Source organism: Streptomyces sp. NPDC002640, assembly GCF_053592575.1.
In genome coordinates this window covers 1-23,779 of sequence record NZ_JBSFVZ010000031.1, presented here as the reverse complement: position 1 = coordinate 23,779, position 23,779 = coordinate 1, and the positions used below count along the sequence as shown (strand labels likewise).

Sequence of the window (23,779 nt, the reverse complement as noted above, 5' to 3'; positions counted from 1 at the left end):
CGCTCGAAGCGCCCTTGGTCCGGAGCGCGTGGTCCGCGGCGCCTGGTTCATAGGGCCTGGCCCGGAGCGCCTGGGCCGCGGCGCCTGGTTCAGAGGGCCTTGGTGAGGAACACGCTGTTCGGGTCGTCCCGGTAGTCGCCGAAGGGCGGGCAGGCGGTGAACCCGTGCCGGGCGTACAGCCGCCGGGCCGCGGCGAAGTAGTCCTCGGCGCCGGTCTCCAGGCTCAGCCGGCGGTGTCCGCGCCCGGCGGCCAGCCCGGTCAGGTGCTCCAGCACCGCCGAGGCGATCCCGCGGCCCCGGGCGGCGGCCGCGGTGCGCATCGACTTCAGCTCGCCGTGGCCGGGGGCGACGTCCTTGAGCGCCCCGCAGCCCAGCAGGGTTCCGTCCGCGGCGCGCGCGGTCACGAAGACGATGCCGTCGCCCGTCAGGGCGCCGGGGTCGAGGGCGTGCACCGACTCCGGCGGGCTGGTGGCGTACATGTCCCGCAGATGCTCGTCCAGGAGCGCGGTGACGTCCTCGCGCAGCGGCGAGTCGGCGGCGATCAGCAGCGCGGCAGAGGTCGGCATCCGCCCATGGTCGCAGGCCCGCCGGGTCCGGGGAGCGGCGGGTCCGCGGCTCACCACCCGGTCGGACCGGGGCCGTGCGCACTCGGGCCGGGGCCGCGCGCACTCGGGTGCAGGCCGGCCGCGCCGAGCAGCCGGGCGGCCCCCCGGACGGCGGCGGTGTGCGGGGCGGGCACCACGACGAGCGGGGCGGGCAGCCGGGCCTCCAGACGGCGGACGATCCCGTGCCGCAGCGCCCCGCCGCCCGCCAGCAGCACGCCGCGGGAGAGCGCCACCGGGACCAGCGACGCCCGGTCCTGCCGGAGCGTCGCGGACACCATCGTGGTCACCGCGTCGACGACGTCGTCCTCCGTGGCGCCGCTCCCGAGGTCGGCGGTGCCCAGCGCGACCCGGCGGGCGTCGGCGACCGCGCCCTCGTCCAGCAGCACCACCTCGGTGAGCTGCGCGCCGACGTCCACCACCAGCAGCGGCCGGGACAGGGCGGCCCCGGCGGCCACCGCGATCGCCCGGGCCCCCGGCACGGTCAGCACCGCCCGCGGCCCGAGCACCCCCACGGCGGACCGGGCGGCCGTCCGGGAGACCACCGGGTCCAGCACCGGCGTGGTGAGCACGACCAGCGGGCGGGCGGGCCCGCGCAGCCGGTGGGCGAGCAGCCGCCGCAGCAGCCCCGCGCACGCCGCCTCGTCGACGACGGAGCCCCGCCGCACCGGGTGGCCGGGGCCGTCCACGGCGACGGTGGGCACGTCGAGGACCGGGCCCCGGCCGGGCGTCCACGCGCGGGTGCGGGCGCTGCCCAGGTCCAGCGCGACACCGCTCGGGACCGGCCGCGGTGGCCCGGACGTGCCGCGGACCGGGGCGGCGTCCGCGTCGCCGGGCCGCCGGACGGTCACCGGCCCGCCGCCCGCCGAGGCCCCGCCGCACGCCGCGACGGCGGCGGGGAACCGGGAGCGGCGGACGTCACCGCCCCGGCGGACGCCCGGTTCAGGGCCCGCAGCCGCCGGCAGGGCGCGCAGTAGCGGGCCTGCGGGACGAGCAGCAGCTGCTTCCGGTCGACCGGCAGGCGGCACCGGTGGCAGAGGCCGTACCGGCCCTCGTCCAGGCGCCGCAGCGCCGCCTCGACGTCCGCGAGGACCATGCGGGCCGGTGCGCCGGACGCCGGCCCGGCGGGCCCGGCGGGGTCGCGCAGCAGCCGGAGCTGCTCCCGCAGGGCGGCGCGGAGGACGGCGAGGTCCTCCGCGGTCAGGTGCCGCGCGGCGCGGTCACCGGCGGTCGGGGAGTTCACCACGTCACCTCCGAGGGGCGAGGGGCCGGGGGCGAGGGCCGGGGGCCGGGAGTACGGGACGGGTCGGGACGCGCGCACGGGGCGTCCTCAGGCGTCCTTGCGGCGGCAGCCGACGCAGTGGTGGGTGTACGGCAGGATCTCCAGCCGCTCCTCCGGGATCGCCTCCCCGCAGCGCCCGCACGTGCCGTACGTGCCGTCCTGGACCCGGGCGAACGCCGCGTCGATCTCCCGCAGCACCCTGGTGATCGCCTCCTTCTGCGGGGACATCAGGTGGTCGTCCGCCGCCTGCCCGCCGGTGAGGGAGCGCAGCTGGGCGAGCCGGCTGTCGCGCTCGTGCTCCAGGCGCTGGCGGGCCTCCTTGGACGTGTGGCGCTGCGGGCGGGGTTCGGGAGGAGCGGCGTCGAGGGCCATGGGAGTCCTTTCCATCGGTTCCGGGCCGGCCGGGTGCGGGCGGGCCGGAAGGCGGTGCGTGCGCGGTGCGTCCGCGGTGCGTGCGCCCCGTGCGTGACGCCGGCCACCGCCGCCGGTCGGTCGTGACGGCAGGGGGCGTCGGGCCCCCGGCGACGGGGCCGGGTGCCTGGTCCGGCGGCCGGGGCGGGCCGCGGACGGGTCCACCCTCGCCGCCCGCGCCGCCCGCCGCCATCGGCCGCGCGCCCCATTTCCGCCCGTCCCGCCCACCCCCGCATGGGTGCCGCGACCCGCCCGGAATGGGTTCCGCGACCCATCGACGCTGGCCCGGCCACCCGGCAGGCTGGAGGGCCGGCCCGCACGGCCGGGCCGTGCCGGGGGAGCCGCGGCGCGCCGGGGGACCGCGATGCCCGAGAGTGGGGGGCGTAAGTGGTGGGCGACGCATCGCTGAAGGAGGCGTGACCCCGGTGTCCCTGTTCTGGCGGATCTTCCTGCTCAACGCCGTGGTGCTGGGCGTGGCCACGGCGCTGCTGCTGTGGGCGCCGGTGACGGTGTCCGTGCCGGTGCTGCTGACCGAGGCGGTGATCCTGGTCGGCGGCCTCGGGGTGATGCTGGTCGCCAACGCCGCCCTCATCCGCTGGGGGCTGGCCCCGCTGGTCCGGCTCACCCGCCGGATGGCCACCGTGGACCTGCTCCGCCCCGGGCAGCGGCTGCCGGAGAGCGGTACCGGCGAGGTCGCCGACGTCATCCGCACCTTCAACGCCATGCTGGAACGCCTGGAGCAGGAACGCGTGGCGAGCAGCGCCCGGGTGCTGAGCGCCCAGGAGTCGGAGCGCCGCCGCGTCGCGCAGGAACTGCACGACGAGGTGGGGCAGAGCATGACGGCCGTGCTGCTGGCGCTCAAACGGGCCGCCGACACGGCCGACCCGCCGCTGCGGGACGAACTGCGGCAGATCCAGGAGGCCACCCGCGGCAGCCTGGACGAGGTCCGGCGCCTGCTGCGGCGGCTGCGCCCCGGCGTCCTGGAGGACCTCGGCCTGGTCAGCGCCCTCACCGCGCTGGCCGGTGACTTCGCCACCCACACCGGTCTGACCGTGCGCCGCGACTTCGCCGGCGACCTGCAGCCGCTGGATCCGACCACCGAACTGGTCCTCTACCGCGTCGCCCAGGAGAGCCTGACCAACGCGGCCCGCCACGCCGACGCCGAGACGGTCACCGTGCGCCTGCGCCGGGACCCGGACGCCGTCGAGCTCGCCGTCACCGACGACGGGCGCGGCATCCGGCGGCTGTGCGAGGGGGCCGGGATCCGCGGCATGCGGGAACGGGCGCTGCTGGTGGGCGCCTCCCTCGAGGTCGTCCCCGGGCCGAACGGCGGCGGGACGACCGTGCGGCTCACCGTGCCCGTCCCCCCGGCGGCTCCCGCCCCGCCTGGGTCGGGGCCGTTCGCCCTTCCGCAGCCCGTACCGCCCGTACCGCCCGTACCGGCCGCCTCCGCCGTACGCGCCGACGTCCAGGACTTCTGAGATGCAGCACGACAACCCCGTCACCCCGCTCACCCCCGAGCCCGCCGAGACCCCCGCGACGCCGGGGAGCCGGCCCGCCCGCATCCTGCTCGCCGACGACCACGCCCTGGTGCGGCGCGGGGTGCGGCTGATCCTCGACCAGGAACCGGACCTGCGGGTGGTCGCCGAGGCGGGCGACGGCGCCGAGGCCGTGGAGCAGGCCCGCGCCCACGAGGTGGACCTGGCGGTGCTGGACATCGCCATGCCCCGGATGACCGGGCTCCAGGCGGCCCGCGAACTGGCCGCCGTCCGGCCGGGGCTGCGGATCCTCATGCTGACCATGCACGACAACGAGCAGTACTTCTTCCAGGCGCTGAAGGCCGGGGCCTCCGGCTACGTGCTGAAGTCCGTCGCCGACCGGGACCTGGTCGCCGCGTGCCGGGCCGCGATCCGTGACGAGCCGTTCCTCTACCCCGGCGCGGTCACCGCCCTGATCCGCCACTACCTCGACCGGGTCCGGCAGGGCGAGGAGGTGCCGGGGCAGATCCTCACCCCGAGGGAGGAGGAGGTCCTGAAGCTGGTGGCCGAGGGGCACTCCTCGAAGGAGATCGCCGAGATGCTGTTCATCAGCGTGAAGACGGTGCAGCGCCACCGCGCCAACCTGCTGAGCAAGCTCGGGCTGCGGGACCGTCTCGAACTCACCCGGTACGCCATCCGGGCGGGCCTCGTCGAGCCCTGACCGCCCGCCGCCCCCGGTGTCGCTCCCGGGCCCGGGGCGCCGGGTTCATCCCTCCGGCCGCGCGCCGGGAACCCTGGCCGCGCCCCGACCGTCCTTCCGGCGTCGGGGCCCGTCGGGCCCGTCGGCCGGCAGCGGCCGGTGCGGGCCCGCACGGGGCGCGGGTCGGCCGGCACCGGCTCGTGTCGCGGCGCGGCTCCGGTCGCACCGAGGTGCGGGGCAGCTCGCGTCACGCCCGGGTGGGGCCGCACCGCGGTGAGGGCCGGTTGGCACCGGCTCGGTACGGGCGCGGGTCGGTTCGCACCGGCTCGCACCGGGGCGCGGCTCCGGTCGCACCGAGGTGCGGGGCAGCTCGCGTCAGGCGCGGGTGGGGCCGCACCGCGGTGAGGGCCAGGCGGGGCCGGGAGGCGGCTGGAGCGCGGGCTCCGCGACGGGGCCGGGCCGTCAGGGCCCGTGGGTCACCAGGAAGGGGCCGGGACCGGCCGGCAGGAAGCGAGGACCGGCGGGAGCCGGCGGACGACCGACGGAAAGGGGGAGGACCACCGATGCACTGGGCGCCGCACCGCCACCCGACCGGCCTCCCCTGGGTCGTGGCCCTCCTCCTGGCCGTGCTAGGCGCCTTCGCCCCCGGCGGACCGCCCACCGGATCCCCCGCCGCGGCGCCGACGGGTGTCCACGTGGTGGCCGCAGGACAGGGGACGGCCCCGCACGCCGACGACCGGTGCGCGGGCGGTGTCTGCCTCGCCCCCGCGGCCACCCGGCACCATCCGCCGGGCGACCACCCGGGCCACCCGGCGGTCCGCCCCGCCGCGCCCGCCGTCGCCCCGCCCGCCCCGGCCCGCGCCGGCGGCCGCCTCGCCGCGCGCCCGCCCGTCCCCGGCGACCTCCTTCCGCACCGCGGTCGGTCACCCCCCTCCGGCGTCTGACCGACCCCGCCCCATCCATCCCCGCGTCACCGACGGCGGCCGAGCCGGCCGTCCCCGTGGCGTGCCCAGCCGGAGGCCCTTGTGTCCAGAACGTCCCGTTCCACCCGGTGGAGGGCGCTGATCGCCCTCGCCGTGGTCGCCCTGTCCGTCCTCATCACCCTCACCGTGCCGGTCCGACTCGGACTCGACCTGCGCGGCGGCACCCAGATCGTGCTGGAAACCCGCTCCACCCCCGCCGTCGAGGCCGACCGCGAGGCCACCGACCGCACCCTGGAGGTGCTGCGCGGACGCGTCGACGCGCTCGGCGTCGCGGAACCGACCCTGCAGCGCTCCGGGGACCGGCGGATCATCGTCGAACTGCCCGGCGTCCAGGACCCCAAGGAGGCCGCCGAGGTCCTGGGCCGCACCGCCCAGCTCACCTTCCACCCGGTGCTCGGGACCGAGGACCCCGCCGCCGGCGAGGACACGGCCGCCGGCGAGGACACGGCCGCCGACGGGGACACGGCCACCGGCGAGGACCCCGGCGCCGCTGAGGACACCGCCGCCGGGCGGGTCCTGCCCGACGAGTCCGGCGAACGCCTCCGCCTCGGCCCCGCCGCCCTGACCGGCGGCGACGTGGAACGCGCCGACGCCCGCCACGACGCGCAGACCGGCGCCGGCTGGCACGTCACCGTCGACTTCGACAAGGCCGGAAGCGACCGCTGGGCCCGGCTCACCGGCGAGGCCGCCTGCGCCGCGCCCGGGGACCCCGCCCGCCGGGTCGCCATCGTCCTCGACGACCGGGTGGTCTCCTCCCCGCAGGTCGAACCCTCCGTCGCCTGCGGCGACGGCATCACCGGCGGCGCCACCCGCATCACCGGCCAGTTCACCGACGCCGACGCCCGCGAACTGTCCCTGCTGATCAGCGGCGGCGCGCTGCCCGTGCCGGTGGAGACCGTCGAGCAGCACACCGTCGGCCCCACCCTGGGCGCCCGCGCCGTCGAGGCGAGCGCCTGGGCCGCCGTCATCGGCACCGCGCTCACCGCCCTGTTCCTCGCCCGGGCCTACCGGCTCCTGGGCGTCCTCGCCGTCGTCGCGCTGCTCTGCTACGGCCTGATCTCCTACGCCGCGCTGGCCGCCCTCGGCGCCACCCTCACCCTGCCGGGCCTGGCCGGTTTCGTGCTCGCCATCGGCATGGCCGTCGACGCCAACGTCCTCGTCTTCGAACGGGCACGCGAGGAACACGCCGCCCGGGCCAGGCCCGGCGTCCGCCCGGCCCTGGCCGCCGGTTTCCGCAAGGCGTTCGGCGCGATCGCCGACTCGAACGTGACCACGCTGATCGCCGCCGTGCTGCTGTTCCTGCTCGCGTCCGGCCCGGTGCGCGGCTTCGGCGTCACCCTCGGCATCGGCGTGCTCGCCTCCATGGTCAGCGCCCTGGTGGTCACCCGGGTCCTCGCCGACTTCGCCGTCTCCCGCCGTTCGGTGCGCCGCCGGCCGCGCGTCACCGGCATCGCCGACGTGGGCCGGGTCCGCCGCGCCCTGGACCGCCGCAACCCCCACCTGCTGCGCCGCCCGCGCCGCTGGCTCGCCGCCGGCGCCGCCGCGCTGGTCCTGGCCGGCTCCGGCATCGCCGTGCGCGGGGTCGACCTCGGCATCGACTTCACCGGAGGCCGCCTCCTGCAGTACGCCACCACCGCGCCCGTCGACCCCGAACGCGCCCGCGCCGCCCTCGCCGACGCCGGCTTCCCCCGGGCCGTCGTGCAGTCCTCCGGCGACAACGGCCTGTCGGTGCGCACCGAGCGGCTGACCGACACCGAGGCGGACACGGTCACCCGCACCCTCGCCGCCCTCGCCACGGACGAGGCCGGGAGCGGGGCCGGGAGCGGAGACGGGAGCGGGCCGGGGAGCGGAGGCGGAGGCGAGGCCGGGAGCGAGGCGGGAAGCGAGGCCGGGAGCGGGGCCACCAAGGTCCGCGACGAGCTGATCGGGCCGAGCCTCGGCGAGGAACTGCGCCGCAACGCGCTGCTCGCCCTGGGCGTCGCCCTCGGCGCCCAGCTCCTCTACCTGGCGGTCCGCTTCCGCGGCCGGTTCGGCGTCGCGGCGGTCGGCGCCCTCGCCCACGACGTGGTCGTGCTGGTCGGCGTCTTCGCCTGGCTCGGCAAGACCGTGGACGGCGTCTTCCTGGCCGCGCTGCTCACCGTCATCGGCTACTCGGTCAACGACTCCGTGGTCGTCTTCGACCGGGTGCGCGAACTGCTCCGCGGCCGGGGCGGGGGCCGCGGCGGGAAGTCCGGCACCCGGGCACGTCCGCTGCCGGACCTGGTGAACACGGCCGTCCTGCAGACCCTGCCCCGCACCGTCAACACGGGGCTCGGCGCCGTGCTCATCCTCGCCGCCCTCGCCGTCCTCGGCGGCGACACCCTCACGGACTTCGCCCTCGCCACGCTGATCGGCGTCGTGGTCGGCACCTACTCGTCCGTGTTCGTCGCCGCGCCCCTCGCGCTGGAGCTCGGCAGCGGCACCGCTCCCACGGCCCCCGCGGACCGTCCGGTCCGGCAGGCGCCGGGGCGGACGGCGGCGCAGCCCGCGGGACGGTGAGGCGGCCGGCCCGGCCGGAGGCCCCCCGCGGCGCCCTCCGGCCGGGCCGCCCGACCGCTCAGGCGGTCGCCTCGGGCGCGGGCAGCACCCCCACGCCGTCCCGCCGCTCGAAGATCAGGTGCGTCTCCGTCTGCCGCACCACCCGGTGCACGGTGATGTGCTGGAGCACGAAGTCGCGCAGCGCCTCCGCGTCCGCCACCGCGACGTGCAGGTAGAAGTCGTCGGCCCCGGCCACGTGGAACACCTGGATCACGCCGGGCGTCCGCACCAGGCTGGCGTAGAGCCGGTTGACGTGCTCCGCGTTGTGCCGCTCCAGCCGCACCTTGATCAGCGCCTGCAGCGGGTGCCCGAGCGCCGAGTAGTCGAGCCGGAGCGTCGTCCCCGCGACGACCCCGCGCTCCCGCAGCGCCCGCAGTCGGTAGGCGCAGGTCGACTCGGCGAGGCCCAGGCGGCGGGCCAGGGCCTTGTTGGTCAGCTGCGGGTCGTCGGCCAGCAGGCCGACGATCCGGCGGTCCAGCTCGTCCAGGAGCGGCCGCTGCTCTCGTTTTTTCAACGAAATCCCCAGGGCGACGGGCGGCCGATTCCGTCGACGACCTCGGATGTCGCCGCGTTCCTTGCCGATTCTGCAGCGATCATGCGGTGTTCCTGCTCCCGGTGCAACGCTCCCACCATGGGCATCTCTCCTGAGCGCATCGAGACGCTGGCCGTCCACGCCGGACGCGCGGACCTGGCCGACCTGGGCGTGCACGCGCCCCCGATCGACCTGTCCTCCACCAACCCCCTCCCGGACATCGAGCGCGGCGGCGACTCCTACGAGTCGATGGCCACCGGCGGCCGCCCGCTGCCGGACGGCGGCGCCGTCTACCAGCGGCTGTGGAACCCCACCGTCGCCCGCTTCGAGGGGGCCCTCGCCGACCTGGAGCAGGCCGAGGCGGCGGTCGCCTTCGCCTCCGGCATGGCCGCCACCACCGCCGCGATCCTCGCCCTGACCGGTGCGGGCGGCAACCGTCACGTCGTCGCCGTCCGCCCCCTGTACGGCGGCACCGACCACCTGCTGGCCTCCGGGCTCCTCGGCGTGGAGACCACCTTCTGCCGCGCCCACGAGGTGGCCGGCGCGATCGCGGCCCGCCCGGACACCGCCCTGGTGATCCTGGAGACCCCCGCCAACCCCACCCTCGACCTGGTCGACATCGCCGGTGTCGTCCGCCAGGCGGGCCCGGTCCCGGTCATGGTGGACAACACCTTCGCCACGCCGGTGCTGCAGAACCCGGTCACCCTGGGCGCGTCCCTGGTGCTGCACAGCGCCACCAAGTACCTGGGCGGACACGGCGACGTCATCGGCGGCGTCATCGCCTGCGACGAGACCACCGCCGAGGCGCTGCGCCGGGTGCGCGCCATCACCGGCGCGCTGCTGCACCCGCTGGCCGCCTACCTCCTGCACCGCGGCCTCGCCACGCTGCCCACCCGGGTCCGCGCCCAGCAGGAGACCGCCCGCGAACTGGCCGGACGGCTCGCCCGGCACCCCGCCGTGGAGCGCGTCTTCTACCCCGACCTGGACTCCGCCGTCCTGGCCGACGGCCGCACCGGCTCCCTGCGCCACCAGATGCGCGGCCCCGGCGCGATGATCGCCGTCGCCCTGCGCGGCGGTTACGAGGCGGCCCGGCACCTGACGTCCTCGCTCTCGCTCTTCACCCACGCCGTCTCGCTCGGCGGCGTGGACTCCCTGGTCCAGCACCCGGCCGCGCTCACCCACCGCCCCGTCGCCCCGCACGCCCGCCCGTCGGCCAACATGGTGCGCCTGTCGATCGGCCTGGAGCACGTCGACGACCTGATCGCCGACCTGGAGTCCGCGCTCACCGCGGGCGGAGCCAGCGCCGCGGGCACCGCGGGAGGCGGGACGGCCGTGACCCCGTCGGCCCCGGCGGTCCTGCCGCTCTCCGCCCACGCGGGCGCCGCGGCCCGGTGAGCTGAGCGGCCCCGACCGCGTCGGCGGCGGCGAGGCATCACTGGAGGGGAATGCCTGGCCGCCGCCGGCGCACCCCGGCGCCGGGGAGCACGCCCGCGCCGCGGAAACGGGGGAGCCCCCGCGATCGTCGTCGTCCGATCGCGGGGGCTCCGCCGGGTCTGCTGAAGGTCCTCCGTGGACGTCCTCCGTGGACGTCCTACTGCACGTCCACGTAGTCGCTGCTCGAGCTGACCGCCGGGGTCGTCGACGTGCCCGCGAAGCTGTAGCGGAAGTAGCCGTCGGCGGAGGCGGTGACGGACGTCGACAGGGCGCCCGTGGAGCTGGAGGTGACCGTCTTCAGCGTCGTCCAGGTGGTGCTGCCCTTCTTGCGGTACTGGAGCTTCACCGGCTGCTTGGTGTAGCCGTGGTACTGGCCGGTCTCCCAGTTGGCGCGGGTCAGCTTGCCGGTGACCTTGACGGTCCGGCCCTTCTTCACCGGCTCCGGCGAGGCGTTGACCGTGAGCTTGGAGTACCGCTGCACCTTGAAGGTGGCCGCCGGGTCCTTGGCGATGTAGTCGTAGTCGTGGGCCGAGACCAGGGTGGAGAGCTCCCAGGTGCCCGCCGCGGCGTTGTCGAACAGCGCCATCGACCCGACCGGGTCGAACGTCAGGTTGCCCGTGCAGGTGGACGTGGTGGCGCTGACCTTGGTGCAGGTGATGTCGCCGTCCTCGTACCAGATCTGCGCGTAGTTCGGGTTCGGGCCGAAGGCGCTGATGTACGTCGTCTCCGCGATGCCGGAGTCGTCCGTCGCGGTGATGGAGACCTTCGCGGTCACCACCTTGGTGGTCCCGACCACGACCGGCTTGCCGCCGTTGACGACGACCTTGTCGATCCTGATGTCGCCCGCGCTGTCCGCCTGCGCGGTGGTGGCGCCGAGCGTGGTGGCGGCCAGGGCGATGCCGACGCCGAGCACGGCGGGGCGCGTGATGGTGCGCAAGGTGTTTCCCCCCACGGGATCTCGAAAGCTGTGTAGGCAGAGCGTAAAGCGTTGGCCAGCGGCTTTTCGCCACGGATTCGTCACAGCGGCGTCATGGATCTCCACGGGACGTTCTTCTTGCGCCGGACGCGAGGCGGGTGACAGTGTTCCCGCGACAGAGCACCACCCGGCCGCCACGAACCGCAGGGTGAGGATGGACGAGCAGGCGTTCGACGCCTTCTACGCCGCGAGCGCCGGCCGGCTCATCGGCCAGCTCTACGCGATGACCGGCGACTTCGCGGAGGCACAGGACGTGGTCCAGGAGGCCTTCGTCCGCGCCTGGGAGCGCCGCGCCGCGCTGGACGAGGAGGGCGCCCCGGAGGCGTGGGTGCGGACGGTGGCCTGGCGGCTCGCGGTCAGCCGGTGGCGGCGGGTGCGCACGGCGCTCTCCTCCGCCCGGCGCCAGGGCCCGGCCACCGTGGTGCCGCCGCCGGACACCCGTCACGTCGAGCTGGTGGAGGCGCTGCGGCGCATTCCCGCGGCGCAGCGGAGGGTCGTGGTGCTGCACCATCTGTGCGACCTGTCGGTGAAGGAGGTCGCCGCCGAGACCCGGTCCCCCGTCGGCACGGTCAAGGCGCAGCTGAGCCGCGGCCGGGCGGCGCTCGCCGCGCTGTTGACCGACGGCGACAGCGACGGCGGTGGCGGTGGTGGTGGCGGTGGTGGTGGCGGTGGCGGCCATGGTGATGGCCACGGCGGCACCGATGCCGCGCCGGAGCTGGGGCCGAAGCCGAAGCCGGAGACGGAGCCAGGGCCGGAGACGGAGCCGGGGTCGGGGCCGGATCCGGGGTCGGGGTCGGAGCCGCGGGCGGAAGGACTGTCGGAGGTGGGACGTGGCTGAGGCGACCGACTGGGAGAGCCGGCTCGCCGAGCTCGCCGCCGAGGGGAGCCGGTCCGCCGCGCCGCAGGCCGCGGAGCGCATCCGGGCGCGCGGTGACCGGCGCCGACGGCGCAGGCGGGCGGCGGCCGTCTCGGGCGGTCTGGTGCTGGCCGCCGCCGCGGCCACGGTGATCACCCTCGGCGGCCCCCGGCTGCTCCCGTTCGTCGAGGATTCCGCCCCGGCGCCCGTCGCCACCCGGCCCCCGGTGCCGGACGCCTCGCAGTTCGTGCCGCCCACACCGGTGCCGGGGCAGGAGTACGCCGGTGAACTCGCCTACCTCCACGACCCGGTGCTGGTCGGCGACCGGGTCCGCGTCACCGTGGAGCAGCTGCGCGCCGGTCGGGGGACGCCGCCCGAGCCCACCGGGGTGGTGCACCGGCTGACCCTGTCGCCGCAGACCCCGGTCGAGGTGGAGGACGCCTCCGGCGGCGCCCCCGGTGACGTACGGCCGACCGACCTGCTGGAGCGCCTGCGGACCGAGCCGCGGCGGGCGTTCGTCATCGACTACGACGGCGAGGGCCGCGTCCAGTCGCTGCGCGAGGCGTTCTGGCTGAACTGAAAAAAGTTCGGGACCGACGCAACCCGGGGCGGGGGCCGGTGCGTAGAGACGCTGACACGCAACCAAGTCTGCGATCCACGGGGGTACTTGCTCATGTCCGTCTCACGTCGCCGCACCACCGCGTACCTGCTCTCCGCCGTCCTCACCGTCGGCGCGCTCGCCCTGACCGGCTGCAGCGGCAGCGGCTCCGGCACCGGCTCCGGCACCGGCTCGGCCTCCGGGTCCGGGTCCGCGGAGTCCGCGACGCCCACGAGGACCGCGTCCGCCCCCGCCGCCCCGGCGAGCCCCTCGGGCGGCGAGGGGACGCCCGCCGACGCGGCCACGCCCTCCCCGGTGGCCGACGGCGAGGCCCCCGGCCCGGAGGGCGGGAGCGAGGGCTCCGGCACGGGCCAGGAGTTCGTCGGCGGTGCCGCCTGGGCCGGCACCAAGCAGTTCGTGCAGATCAAGGACGCCTGGACCGCCGACGGGCGGACCTACGCGGCGGTGCGGACCGCCGAGAAGAAGGCCGACACCCGCTTCGAGGCGTGGGTGATGACCCCGGGCGACGGTCCCTGGATCACCGTGACCCTGGCCGAGGACGCGCGGGTCCTGCTCACCGTCCAGGTCCGCGGCGACGACCCTTCCGGCGCCCCGCGCGGCGAGGCCGTGCCGTCCACCCGAGCCGAGTTCGTCACCCGGCTCGGGCGGCTCCAGCCGCAGGAGCGCGAGCGCATCGGCTACGACCTGAGCTTCGACGGCGACGGCCGGGTGGTGAAGCTGCAGTCGCTGTACACCCCCTGACCGGAGCGGCGCCGGGCCGCGGCGGGTGAGCCGTGCCGCCGCACCGCCCGCGGTCCCGGCGTCGATCCCCAGGTTCTCCAGCTCGTCGGACCACCGGTCCCGCCGCGACTCGGGCACCTGGTCAACGTTCCGACGTCCCTCAGGCCATCGTGGTCACGCAGAACGGGTGACCGGCCGGGTCGATCAGGACGACCCACTTCCCCTCACCCGGCTGGTGGTCCGGCCTGGTCGCCCCCAGCGCGGTCAGCCGCTCCACGGCCTCGTCGGTGTCGCTGACGCTGAAGTCCAGGTGGATCTGCTTGTCGTCCCCCGGCCAGGACGGCCGCTTCAGGCTCTCCACCCGCTGGAAACCGATGCGGCCGGACCCGTCGGCGGCACCGATGAGCAGGAAGTCCTCGCTCTCGTAGAGGGAATCCCAGCCGGTCAGGGCGCCGTAGAACGCGGCGAGCGCCTTGGGGTCCGGCGCGTCGAGCGTGACCGCTGCGAGCTTTCCGATGGGGGCCATGGAGGTGTCCTTCCTCGAAGACGACGGTCGACGGTCACCCGCCGCCCAGGTCTGCCGGCGGGTTCCCCTCCGGGCACCCTCGGCACCTTCGGCACCCTCGGCGCCTCCGACCCTAGGCCGCCGACGCGCCTCCCGCAGGCGGATCAGCAGGACCGCACGTGGCGGCTCGCGGGCTCACGCCGACCCGCCGGCCGGCCGCGTCACCGCGTCTCCACGTCACGCCAGCACCTGCACCGCGTACAGCGCACCGATCCCCGCGGCGAGACCTCCCAGCAGCAGCCGGAGCGCGGTCTCCGGCAGGTGCGGCTGGAGCCGCGCGCCGAGGTACCCGCCGACCAGGCCACCGGCCCCGCAGGAAAGGCCCAGCACCCAGTCGGGAGCGACCGCCCCCGTGGTGGCCAGGGACAGCAGCGCGTATGTGCCCGCGCCGACGACGGACGTCACGAACGTGGACGCCAGCGCGGCGGGCGCCACGACCGCCACCGGCACGCCCCGGCCGACCAGGACCGGACCCAGCAGCGACCCGCCTCCGATCCCGTACACGCCCCCCGCCACCCCGACGGCCAGCGCCAGCGAGGTCGTGGCGCGGGGCGAGGGCGCGCGACCGTGGGCGTCCACGGTGCCCGGGCGCAGCGTCCGCAGCGAGAGCCACAGCCCCAACGGCAGCAGCAGCGCGGCGATCAGGAGCCGGAAGACCCGCGGCCCCGGAACGGCGAAGACCCGCACCACCGCCCCGACGACCACCCCGGGCACGGTCCCCGCCACCAGCAGCCGCGTCAACGGCCCGCCCAGCCGCCCGGCCCGCCAGTGCCGCAGCAGGGCGCCGGGGCCGGCGACGACGTTGAACAGCAGGTTCGTCGGCGTCACCGCGGGGCTCGGCACCCCCAGCACGCTCACCTGCACCGGCAGCAGGAACACCGCCCCCGACACCCCCACCGGCGCGGTGACCACCGAGATCAGCAACCCGGCCCCGAACCCGCCCAGCCCCGTCGTCCACGCCTCCACAGCTACGCCCTTCCCCGTGCCGCTCGGCCGCGGCGCGCGTCAGAGCGGGTCGATGCGGCTCCTGAGCAGGCAGAACTCGTTGCCCTCCGGGTCCATCAGGACGTGCCACGACTCCTCCCCGGTCTGACCGATCTCGGCCGGACGGGCCCCGAGCGCCAGCAGCCGCTCCAACTCCGCGTCCTGGTCCCGGTCCGTGGGGTTGACGTCGATGTGCAGACGGGACTTCCCCGGCTCCGGCTCCTCCCGGGCGCTCAGGAAGAGCGTGGGCCGCGGCCCGCCGAACCCCTCCCGGGGCCCGATCTCGATCGACCCGTCGTCCTCCCGCCCGAGCACCACGAAGTCCAGGACCTCGCACCAGAACCGCGCCAGCAGCTCCGGGTCCCGGCAGCCGAGCACCATCTCACCGATACGACATGCCATGGAACAACCCGCTCTCCGTCCGGGGCCGCCGGATCACGACGGCCGGTACGGCCGGCCTCGCGCCAATCAAAACCCGCAGACCGTACCGGAGTTGACGATCAAGCCGCCACCCTCCCTCCAACGGGCCGACGGGCCGACGGGCGGGGCCACGCCGCACGCCTTCCCTCTCGCGGTCAGTCCGTCGCCCGCCCGAGCACGCAGAACTCGTTGCCCTCCGGGTCGGCCCGGACCACCCACGACACGCCGGCGTCCCCCAGGTCGACCTCGGTCGCACCCAGCCCCGCCAACCGCTCCAACTGCGCCGTCCGCGCACCCGTGGGCCTCGGCAGCAGGTCGAGGTGCACCCGGTTCCACACGGTCTTCGCCTCCGGCGCCCGGACGAACTCCAGGTACGGGCCGACGCCCTTGGCCGACCGCAGCGACGCATGGTCGTCGGCCACCTCGTGCACCGTCCACTCGAGCGCCTCTCCCCAGAACCGTGCCAGCGCCCCAGGGTCGGCGCAGTCGACGACCACCGCGGCGATCGGCCCGGTGTCCCGGTAGACCTCACGCGGCTCCAGCACGCAGAACTCGTTGCCCTCCGGGTCCGCCAGCACCGTCCACGGCACGTCGTCGCCCTGGCCCACGTCCGCGGGCGTCGCCCCGAGCTCCTTCAGGCGTGCCACCAACTCCTCCTGGTGCGCGGCGGAGGTGGTCGCCAGGTCCAGGTGCACCCGGTTCTTGACCGTCTTGGGCTCCTGGCTGACGACGATGTCGATGCACACGGCGGTCGGGTCCGGCCAGTCGAAGCCGAGCGGCTCCAGGTTGATCACCCCCGGCGCCTCGCTGGACACCCCCCACCCGAGCGCCTCCGCCCAGAACCGCCCGAGCCTCTCGGGGTCGTGCGCCTTCATGTTCACCTGCACGAGTTCCAGTGACATGGCGGCGATCCTATGGCCCGCACGCCCCTTGTGGCGTGCCCAGTCGGCGACCACGCCCGCACCGGTGGGAGGGAGGGGCCGGACGTCACGCGCGAGCGAATCGGCCCGGCGATGCTCGCCCGCACCCCTCTCTCGCCCGAAACCGTCCAATCCTGACCATGTTGGTGCAATCCGGCATGGAACGGTGTGGCGCGAGGCATGCTTCAGCCGGCCGACCAGCCACGGCGAGCCGCGACCAGCCGGCCAGTCGACCAGCCGACCTCCGAGAGGTGGAGACCATGAAGCCCGCCGCCGTGACCCGCATGAAGCGCACCCTCGCCACAGGCCTCGCCGCCGCCGGTATCGCCGTCGGCACCCTGATGGGCGCGACCGCCCCCGCCACCGCCGCCCCGGCCTCACCCCCGTCGGTCACCGCCGGCTCCCTCGCCGCGGCGGTCGACAACCTCGGCCTCAACACCCGGCAGGCGAAGGGGATCCAGCACCGGCTCCGGGAGTTCGGCCACCGGATCGCCGTCGACGGCCGCCTCGGCCCGCAGAGCTGGAAGGCCCTCCAGCGCGAACTGCGGGCCAACGGCTACCGGGGCGCCATCGACGGCATCCCCGGCAACCAGACCATCAAGGCACTGCAGCGCGCGATGCGGACCTGGGGCTACAAGGGCGCCATCGACGGCATCGCCGGCGCGGGAACGAAGGCGGCCTTCGCCCGGTACGGCAAGTGGTGCGCCGACAAGTACGGCTACTGAGCCGCACCTGTCGGCGCACCGGGGCGCGTCAGTCGCCGCTCTCCTCGAAGACCTCGTGGGTGGTGGCGGCGGTGATGGCGCGGTCGAACCAGGTGTCGAGGACGTCCAGGTCCGTGCACCCGGTGATGCGGTCGCGGTCGTCGGCGGAGATCTGGAGCCCCCGACGCTCGAGCAGGCGGATGATCACCTCCGCCTTGCCTTCCGCCTTGCCTTCCGCCTTGCCTTCGGCTCGGCCCTCGTCACGGATCTCCTCGGACAGGGGTGAGGTGAAGAACGAGAGGTCGTGGGCCACGAGGTACCTCCAGATGTCGCCGGCGTCGCACTTGCCGAGGCCTTGTGCGACCAGTTCGATGTAGCAGCGGGCCTGCTCTTCGTCGATCTCCTCAAGGTCGCGCAGGGCCTTGCAGAGGGCTTCCAGTATGGCCGGACAGGCCTTGTCCGTACGGTGGAGAATCGCCGAGAGCGCGGCTGCGGGGATGTCCTCGGCCGCCTGTTCGGGGGTGGTGACGACCGCGGTGTTGTGCGGTCCGAGAACCAGCGGCTCGAGGATGAGGGTGGGGCGCTTGGGCAAACCGATGCGAACCGGTTCCCGGGCCCACGCCGCCGTGGCGGTGTCGTTGCAGACGACCAGCAGGACCGGCGGGAGGCCGTACTTGGCGAGCAGGAACCCCAGGTAGTAGGGCCAGCTGGAGTGCTTCGCCGGGTCCTCCTTGCTCTGCGCCTCCACGACCAGCAGGTACTCGCTGCCGTCCGGTTCCTTCAACTGCAGGACGGTGTCGATGCGCCGTTCCAGTGGCTCGACGGTCGTCGCGTCGTTCGGCACGGGTGTGCAGGAGACGGGCTCGGCGATGTCCAGGCCGTGTGGCCGCAGTGCGCGGGCGAAGAGGCCCGGATCCTCCTGGAAGATCCGGTGCATCGCCTCGTGGGGAGAACTGACCATGCCGGGAACTTAGGCCCACCTGCCGTTACGACAGAGGCATATGCCGGTGGCTCACCTGAACGAGTGGTGCGGACTTGCGTGGACCGGTACCGGCCATCCCGGCCGCGCGAACGCGCGAGGTGCAGGACGGAGCCGGCAACGCGGATGCCCCGGCAGGGGGCGGTGGGGTAGCGTGCCGACCATGTCGAGTCCTGAGTCGGACAAGGTGGGGGCTTTCGGTCACGCCGTCAGCCCCCGGCACCACTGAGTTCAGAGCGCGCAGCGCACAGCGCACAGCGCATTGCCATAGCTCATGACGCCCACAGCCCCGCCGTCACGCCGCTTCGCGTGGCGTGAGCCCGGGGCGGGCGTGCGCCGGGGGCCGGCCGCGGTGACGAGAAGACCACCCTCTCGTGCCTCTCCTCACCTCCCCTCGGAGCCACTCGATGCCTCTCTCGCTGTACCTGCTGGCCATGGCGGTCTTCGCCATGGGCACCTCGGAGTTCATGCTGGCCGGCCTCCTGCCGGACATCGCCTCGGCCTTCGGCGTCACCGTCGGGACGGCAGGCGTGCTCACCTCGGCCTACGCGATCGGCATGATCGTCGGCGCGCCCCTGGTGGCCGCGTCGGCCCGCGCCTGGCCCACGCGTCCCAGCCTCCTCGCGTTCGTCCTCGTGTTCGCGGCGGCGCACGCCGTCGGCGCCCTCACCACCAGCTTCGCCGTCCTGTTCGCCACCCGGGTCGTCGCCGCGATCGCCAATGCCGGGTTCCTCGCCGTCGCGCTGACGGCTGCGACCGCGCTGGTCCCGCCCGACAGGAAGGGGCGTGCGCTGGCCGTGCTGCTGTCCGGCACGACGGTGGCCACGATCGCCGGTGTCCCCGGCGGGGCGGTGCTCGGCACGGCACTCGGCTGGCAGGCCACCTTCTGGGCCGTCGCCGCCCTCTGCCTGCCGGCGGCCCTCGGCATCCTCAAGGGCGTCCCATCCGGACGTGAGGAGCACGAGGCGGCGACCGGCCGGTCGGCGTTGCGCGCGGAACTCGCCCAGCTCACCAGGCCCCGGCTGCTCCTCGTGATGCTGCTCGGCGCGCTGGTGAACGCGGCGACCTTCGGCAGCCTCACCTTCCTCGCCCCCGTGGTGACGGACACCGCCGGGCTGGGCGAGCTGTGGGTCTCCGTGGCCCTGGTGCTCTTCGGGGCCGGTTCCTTCGTCGGCGTCACCGTCGCCGGGCGGCTCTCCGACCGGCGACCCGGTCAAGTGGTCGCGTTCGCCGGGCCGTTGCTGCTCCTCGGCTGGCCCTCCCTGGCGCTGCTGGCCGACCGGCCCGCCGCCCTGCTCGTCCTCGTGTTCACCCTCGGCGCGCTGTCGTTCGCGCTGGGCAGCACGCTGATCGCGCGGGTGCTGCACGAAGCCTCGGGAGCCCCCACGATGGCCGGTTCGTACGCCACCGCGGCGCTCAACGTGGGGGCCGCCGTCGGCCCCGTCGTCGCCGCGGCGGCGCTCGGCACCGAGGCGGGTGTCCTCGGGCCGCTCTGGGCGAGCGGACTGCTCGTCGCGGTCGCGCTGCTCGTCGCGTTCCCGTTCCTCACCGTCGTCACGGCCGCCCGACCGGGGGACGGCCGAGACGGCGCGGTGACGCGGTGACGCGGACGCGGCCACGAGGGCGGGGCGCCCGCCGGGACACGCGACAGGTGACCCGTGACCCGTGACCCGTGGCCGGTGACCGGTGACCGCGCAGGTCACCGGTCACCCGCCGCGCGGGCGAGGTAGTCCCGGCCCAGCGCCTCGGTCCTGGCGAGGGAATCCCTAGGTCAACGGATGTACCGCTTCGCCTTGCCGAGGTCGAGGAGGACAGTTTCGCCGGTCGCCGCGTCGAGGGCGTCGTTGTCGGTGACGGCGTGGAGCGTGCCGTCGCCGGCGACCGTGAGGCCCTCCAGCTTCTCCTGGGTCCAGCCCTTGCCGGCGCGGAGGGCGGGGAGGACGTCGAGGGCGAGCCTCTTCCCGAGGACCGGGAGCGTGCCGGCGGGCGCCGGGCCGGAGGGCAGCGGGACGGTGTGGACCTGCTTGACCCGGGCGGCCGGCCCGTTCAGCTTGTCGCGCTCCACGACGGCGAGGCGGTCGCCGACGACGGTGATCTCGGAGAGGCCGATCCAGTCGCCCGCGACGGTGGTGGTCCCCAGGCGGTAGCCGTACCAGCTCCAGCTGTCCGCGGCCACGTCGTAACGGCCGATCCGGACGACCCCCGCCGGATCCCCGGCCACCTCGCGCTGCAGGGCGGCCCACACGATCTCCCGCCCGGCGGCGTCCTTCTGCGCCGTCACACCCTCGAAGCCCTGCCCGCCGAGCCCGGCGGCGACCTCGGCCGGCAGCGGCACGGTCCGGCGGGTGACCCCCCGCTCGTCGAGGAGGACCAGCTTGTTCTCCGGGCCCTTCCTACCCTCCACCGCCAGCCAGAACCCGCCGCCGGGACGGGCGTACACGCCCTCGGCGTCGTAGGCCACGGGATTCCCGCCGACGTCCTTGACGGTGAGCTCGGTGGTGACGACCGCCGGAGCGCGGCGGGTGTCGAGGGTGAGGAGGCGGGTGGGGGCGTAGGCGGCGTCGGTCACCGTCCACAGGCGGTGCGGGGCGGCCGGGTCGGCGGAGAGCGCGCCGAGGGCGCCCCAGGCGATGGGCGCGCCGGTGGCGTCGTCGCCGGAGACCACCGACGGCGTGGCCGGGGCGCCCTTGCCGAGACGGAACAGGGTGACGGTGGCCCGGACGCCGTCCTCCGCGGAGTCCTCCTCGCTGGAGACGGCGAGCAGACCGCGGGAGGGGATGGGCAGGATGCCCTCGGGCCCGTTGGTGGTGGGCAGGAGCTGCGTGAAGCGCGGCGCGCGGGGGTCGGTCAGGTCGTACACGGCGACGAAGTTGCTCCGCTCGGAGCCGACGAAGCCGTACCGGACGCCGTCGTACTCGGCGACGGCCACCCCCTCCGGCTCGGTGCCCTTCTTGCCGGCGCGGCTCTCGTCGAACAGGCCGTGGCGGACGGCGAGCCACTCGAAGTCGTGGCCGGCGTCCCACACCACCTCGCCCGTGGTGGAGTCGAAGACGGACCACCCGCGGGTGCCGCCCTTCCAGTCGCCCTCGTTGGCGGTGGCGAAGTAGCGGTCGTCGATCCAGGCGACGGCGTCGGGCTCGCGGGGGACGTCCTCGAGCGTGCCGGTGAGGGAGATCCGCCCGTCCTTGACCGTGTCCACGCGGTCCACGGTGGCCGTGCCCGTGGTGAACGCGCGGGTGAGGCGGCCGGTGGGCAGGTCGATCAGGACGACGCCGTTGTTCTCCTGGAGGGTGACGGCGAGCTGCCCGCGCCGGTTCACCGTGACGTACTCGGGCTCCGGGTCCTGCGGCGCCGCGATCCCGGCCTTGGCGAGCAGCGGCAGGGCGCTGCCGTCGGGGGCGGTGAGCGGGACGGTGCGCAGGGCCCAGCGGGCGGGGTCGCCGCCCTTGAGGTCGACGATCCGGACGAAGCCGCCGGGGGCCTGCGGCAGGTCGCCCTCCTCGCCGCCGGACGGGGTGGCCTCCTCGTCACGCTCGTTCTCGATCGCGATGGCCGCGTAACGCCGGTCCTTGCTGACGGCGATGGAGTCGGGCTGCCCGCCGAGGTCGTAACTGGCCACGCGGGTGCGGGTCTTGAGCGAGACGACGTCCAGTCGGCCGGAGGGCCGGGTGTGGTCGGCGCTGGTGTTGACGACCACCAGGACGTGGTCCCCGACGACCGTCACGGAGGTCGGCTCGTCCTCGGCGTCACCGAGCTCGGAGAGGGAGAGGGTGCCGAGGCCGCGCGGTGCGTCCGGCTTGCTGATGTCGAGGAAGCCGATGCGGCGGGCGAGGGCGTCGGTGTGGACCAGGGTGCGGCCGTCGTCGCTGACGGCGGAGATCTCGGCGACGGTCGGGGCGGCGGGGTCCTCGCCGGCCGGGCGGTTCTGGAAGACGGGGTAGGTCGCGGTCCGGTGGAAGGCGAGTCCGCCACCGTGGGCCTTGGCGTGGCGGTCGGCGTCGCCCCGGCCGTGCCCGTGGCCCTGGTCCGGACCTGCGCCGACGGCGGCGGTGCCGATACCGGCGAGGCCGCCGGCCATCACGGTGGCGGAGAGGACGGAGACGGCGGCCTGGGTCAGGCGGCGGGAGGCCGCCGGACGCCGGGAGGCGGCGCTGCGGGGACGGGCAGGGGCGGCGGCAGAGGCTGGGGTGGTCGGGCGGGGCATGGCGGGTCCCTCCAGGGACGGAACGGCGGTACGGCGGACGGGGCCGTCGGCGACGGCGCGCGCATACGCGGGGGTGCGCTGGGCCCGGTTCCGGTCCCGGCCCCGGCCTCGGCGGGGGAGACGGGGCGGGTCACGCGACCGTGGGGCGCGGGCGGATCTTGACACCCGCGGGCTGCGGGGAGGGGGCGCGTGGGTGACGGGGAGGCGAACACGGGGGAGGGGCCTGCCCGTGCCCCCGGGTGCCCGTGCCCCGGGTGGGGCGGGGCGGCTCGGCGTCGGTCGGAGACCGCCGCCGTGTGGTGCGCCCTGTCATGGCCGCAGGCGCAGCCACTCACCGGCCGCCCGACGCCGTACCGAACCGACGTGCCCTCCTTCCGGAACTCCCGGTGGACCGTCACCACGAGGTACCCGATGCCGGCCGTGACGATCGCGATCCCCGCCGTGCCCACGATGTAGTAAGCGCTCATCAGCCCTCCCTACCTGGGCTACCCGGCCGGCTGGCCGGACAGACCTGAGACCCGGTCGGACCAGGCCGTCACCGTCACCGGTCACGGCGGTCACGGCGGTCACGCAGGTCCAGTGACCGGCCACAACCCGGTCCCCCACGGCCCGTTCGCACTCCGTCACACAATCGGCACCTGCCCGACACCCGCGCGACCGCATGCCCATGTCAATCTGCTGGGAGTCCCGCTCAACACGCGTAGATCGGACACCCCGCATGCTCGCGATACGCAGCCGCCACCGCAGAGCGCTGGCCCTCGCCGTCGTGTCCCTGCTCATGGGCCCCGCCGTGGCCGCCACGCCGGCCACGGCCACGACCACCGCCACCGCCACCACGACGGACTACGACTCGACGTACTACAAGAACGCGATCGGCAAGTCGGGAACGAGCCTCAAGTCGTCGCTGCACACGATCACCAGCAGTCAGACGAAGATCTCCTACTCGGCCGTGTGGAACGCGCTGATGGTCACCGACCAGGACCCGGCGAACAGCTCCAACGTCATCCTGCTGTACTCGGGTGCCTCCCGCAGCAAGTCGCTCAACGGCGGTGACGTCGGCGACTGGAACCGGGAACACGTCTGGGCCAAGTCCCACGGCGACTTCGGCACGGCCACCGGCCCGGGCACCGACCTGCACCACCTGCGCCCCGAGGACGTGCAGGTCAACAGCATCCGGGGCAACAAGGACTTCGACAACGGCGGCAGCACCGTCTCGGCCGGCGGCGGCAGCCTCACCGACTCCGACTCCTTCGAGCCGCGTGACGCCGTCAAGGGCGACGTCGCCCGCATGATCTTCTACATGGCGGTCCGCTACGAGGGCGGCGACGGCTGGGCGGACCTGGAGGTCAACAGCAGCGTGAACAACGGCAGCGCTCCCTACATGGGCAAGCTCGCCGTACTGAAGGCGTGGAACGAGGAGGACCCGCCGGACGCCTTCGAGGAGCGCCGCAACCAGGTCATCTACGACTCCTACCAGCACAACCGCAACCCGTTCATCGACCACCCCGAGTGGGTCGAGGCGATCTGGTAGACCGACGCCGGCGCCCTCCGCGAAGACCCTCAGCTCTCCGCGGGGGCCCGGTTCCGGTCCCGGCGGGGGCGGAGGGGAGGGTCACGGCGACCGTGGGGCACGCAGCCGGCGGGCACGTCGGTCGACGAACAGCTCAGTCTTCCGGGGCCACGTGTGCTGCCTGAGACCCAGGTGGTCCTCGCGTGCCTCTGGTCGTCCGTTTTTTTTCCCCGTTATCTTCTTCGCGGTCCTGCAAGAGGGCCGCTGGCCTCCGGGCCCGGCATGACTGTTGCCCCCTGTCGAACGGATGACCTGGGGGGTGG

The 23,779-nt window shown here is 75.1% G+C and carries 22 protein-coding genes and 1 pseudogene; 11 read left to right on the top strand and 12 right to left on the bottom strand.

Features of this window, described 5'->3' with window-relative positions:
• Positions 1–89: 89 nt before the first annotated feature.
• The 4 genes from ACWD3O_RS30405 to ACWD3O_RS30390 all read right to left on the bottom strand — a co-directional run bounded on the left by ACWD3O_RS30405 (position 90) and on the right by ACWD3O_RS30390 (position 2,256).
• Positions 90–566, bottom strand: a complete 477-nt coding sequence (locus ACWD3O_RS30405) for a GNAT family N-acetyltransferase (RefSeq protein WP_451411204.1) — start codon at positions 564–566, stop codon at positions 90–92.
• A 50-nt stretch (positions 567–616) separates the two neighbouring features.
• A complete protein-coding gene (locus tag ACWD3O_RS30400; RefSeq protein WP_451411273.1) occupies positions 617–1,366 on the bottom strand; it encodes a rod shape-determining protein in 750 nt (249 codons plus the stop codon).
• An 83-nt stretch (positions 1,367–1,449) separates the two neighbouring features.
• Positions 1,450–1,845, bottom strand: coding sequence for a TraR/DksA family transcriptional regulator (locus ACWD3O_RS30395; protein ID WP_451418119.1), 396 nt, complete (start codon positions 1,843–1,845; stop codon positions 1,450–1,452).
• Positions 1,846–1,932: 87 nt separating this feature from the next.
• Entirely contained in the window at positions 1,933–2,256 is a 324-nt protein-coding gene (locus ACWD3O_RS30390) for a TraR/DksA C4-type zinc finger protein (RefSeq protein ID WP_451411202.1), read from the bottom strand.
• A gap of 464 nt (positions 2,257–2,720) precedes the next feature.
• On the opposite strand from ACWD3O_RS30390, the gene ACWD3O_RS30385 reads away from it, so the two are divergent.
• From ACWD3O_RS30385 to secD, 4 genes are all read left to right on the top strand, one after another.
• Positions 2,721–3,776: a HAMP domain-containing sensor histidine kinase gene (locus ACWD3O_RS30385; protein ID WP_451418146.1), complete on the top strand. Its 1,056-nt coding sequence runs from the start codon at positions 2,721–2,723 to the stop codon at positions 3,774–3,776.
• Position 3,777: 1 nt separating this feature from the next.
• On the top strand, positions 3,778–4,494 hold the full coding sequence (locus tag ACWD3O_RS30380) for a response regulator (protein WP_451411201.1): 717 nt from the start codon (positions 3,778–3,780) through the stop codon (positions 4,492–4,494).
• 542 nt (positions 4,495–5,036) lie between these two features.
• Positions 5,037–5,417 carry a hypothetical protein gene (locus tag ACWD3O_RS30375; RefSeq protein WP_451418118.1) on the top strand — a complete coding sequence of 127 codons (381 nt, stop codon included), beginning with the start codon at positions 5,037–5,039 and terminating at the stop codon, positions 5,415–5,417.
• Positions 5,418–5,498: 81 nt separating this feature from the next.
• Complete coding sequence (gene secD, locus ACWD3O_RS30370; protein ID WP_451418117.1) at positions 5,499–7,994, top strand: protein translocase subunit SecD; 2,496 nt, start codon at positions 5,499–5,501, stop codon at positions 7,992–7,994.
• A 58-nt stretch (positions 7,995–8,052) separates the two neighbouring features.
• Here the strand turns inward: secD and ACWD3O_RS30365 are convergent, their stop codons facing one another.
• On the bottom strand, positions 8,053–8,547 hold the full coding sequence (locus tag ACWD3O_RS30365; protein ID WP_451411198.1) for an Lrp/AsnC family transcriptional regulator: 495 nt from the start codon (positions 8,545–8,547) through the stop codon (positions 8,053–8,055).
• A 117-nt stretch (positions 8,548–8,664) separates the two neighbouring features.
• On the opposite strand from ACWD3O_RS30365, the gene ACWD3O_RS30360 reads away from it, so the two are divergent.
• Positions 8,665–9,960, top strand: a complete 1,296-nt coding sequence (locus tag ACWD3O_RS30360) for a trans-sulfuration enzyme family protein (protein WP_451418116.1) — start codon at positions 8,665–8,667, stop codon at positions 9,958–9,960.
• A gap of 196 nt (positions 9,961–10,156) precedes the next feature.
• Here ACWD3O_RS30360 and ACWD3O_RS30355 read toward each other — a convergent pair whose 3' ends face one another.
• Positions 10,157–10,936 carry a calcium-binding protein gene (locus ACWD3O_RS30355; RefSeq protein ID WP_451411196.1) on the bottom strand — a complete coding sequence of 260 codons (780 nt, stop codon included), beginning with the start codon at positions 10,934–10,936 and terminating at the stop codon, positions 10,157–10,159.
• Positions 10,937–11,129: 193 nt separating this feature from the next.
• On the opposite strand from ACWD3O_RS30355, the pseudogene ACWD3O_RS30350 reads away from it, so the two are divergent.
• The 3 genes and pseudogenes from ACWD3O_RS30350 to ACWD3O_RS30340 all read left to right on the top strand — a co-directional run.
• Positions 11,130–11,609 (top strand): annotated as a pseudogene (locus tag ACWD3O_RS30350) (SigE family RNA polymerase sigma factor); the annotation flags it as partial.
• Between the two features lie 196 nt (positions 11,610–11,805).
• On the top strand, positions 11,806–12,411 hold the full coding sequence (locus ACWD3O_RS30345; RefSeq protein ID WP_451418115.1) for a hypothetical protein: 606 nt from the start codon (positions 11,806–11,808) through the stop codon (positions 12,409–12,411).
• A gap of 93 nt (positions 12,412–12,504) precedes the next feature.
• Positions 12,505–13,191, top strand: a complete 687-nt coding sequence (locus tag ACWD3O_RS30340) for a hypothetical protein (RefSeq protein ID WP_451418114.1) — start codon at positions 12,505–12,507, stop codon at positions 13,189–13,191.
• Positions 13,192–13,330: 139 nt separating this feature from the next.
• On the opposite strand, the gene ACWD3O_RS30335 is transcribed toward ACWD3O_RS30340, so the two are convergent.
• The 4 genes from ACWD3O_RS30335 to ACWD3O_RS30320 form a co-directional block, all read right to left on the bottom strand.
• Positions 13,331–13,696, bottom strand: coding sequence for a VOC family protein (locus ACWD3O_RS30335; RefSeq protein ID WP_451411193.1), 366 nt, complete (start codon positions 13,694–13,696; stop codon positions 13,331–13,333).
• A 216-nt stretch (positions 13,697–13,912) separates the two neighbouring features.
• Entirely contained in the window at positions 13,913–14,701 is a 789-nt protein-coding gene (locus ACWD3O_RS30330; protein ID WP_451411192.1) for a TSUP family transporter, read from the bottom strand.
• 39 nt (positions 14,702–14,740) lie between these two features.
• Positions 14,741–15,121, bottom strand: a complete 381-nt coding sequence (locus tag ACWD3O_RS30325; RefSeq protein ID WP_451411191.1) for a VOC family protein — start codon at positions 15,119–15,121, stop codon at positions 14,741–14,743.
• 173 nt (positions 15,122–15,294) lie between these two features.
• Entirely contained in the window at positions 15,295–16,041 is a 747-nt protein-coding gene (locus tag ACWD3O_RS30320) for a VOC family protein (protein WP_451418113.1), read from the bottom strand.
• A gap of 278 nt (positions 16,042–16,319) precedes the next feature.
• Between ACWD3O_RS30320 and ACWD3O_RS30315 the strand changes: the two genes are divergently transcribed.
• Complete coding sequence (locus ACWD3O_RS30315; RefSeq protein WP_451411189.1) at positions 16,320–16,784, top strand: peptidoglycan-binding domain-containing protein; 465 nt, start codon at positions 16,320–16,322, stop codon at positions 16,782–16,784.
• Between the two features lie 28 nt (positions 16,785–16,812).
• On the opposite strand, the gene ACWD3O_RS30310 is transcribed toward ACWD3O_RS30315, so the two are convergent.
• Positions 16,813–17,724: a hypothetical protein gene (locus ACWD3O_RS30310; protein WP_451411188.1), complete on the bottom strand. Its 912-nt coding sequence runs from the start codon at positions 17,722–17,724 to the stop codon at positions 16,813–16,815.
• A gap of 425 nt (positions 17,725–18,149) precedes the next feature.
• Here ACWD3O_RS30310 and ACWD3O_RS30305 point away from each other — a divergent pair, with 425 nt between their 5' ends.
• Entirely contained in the window at positions 18,150–19,346 is a 1,197-nt protein-coding gene (locus ACWD3O_RS30305) for a Cmx/CmrA family chloramphenicol efflux MFS transporter (RefSeq protein WP_451411187.1), read from the top strand.
• Between the two features lie 167 nt (positions 19,347–19,513).
• Here ACWD3O_RS30305 and ACWD3O_RS30300 read toward each other — a convergent pair whose 3' ends face one another.
• Entirely contained in the window at positions 19,514–21,946 is a 2,433-nt protein-coding gene (locus ACWD3O_RS30300; protein WP_451418112.1) for an esterase-like activity of phytase family protein, read from the bottom strand.
• A gap of 718 nt (positions 21,947–22,664) precedes the next feature.
• On the opposite strand from ACWD3O_RS30300, the gene ACWD3O_RS30295 reads away from it, so the two are divergent.
• Positions 22,665–23,477 (top strand): endonuclease I family protein, encoded by an 813-nt coding sequence (locus ACWD3O_RS30295; protein ID WP_451418111.1) that lies wholly within the window; start codon positions 22,665–22,667, stop codon positions 23,475–23,477.
• Positions 23,478–23,779: the final 302 nt, after the last annotated feature.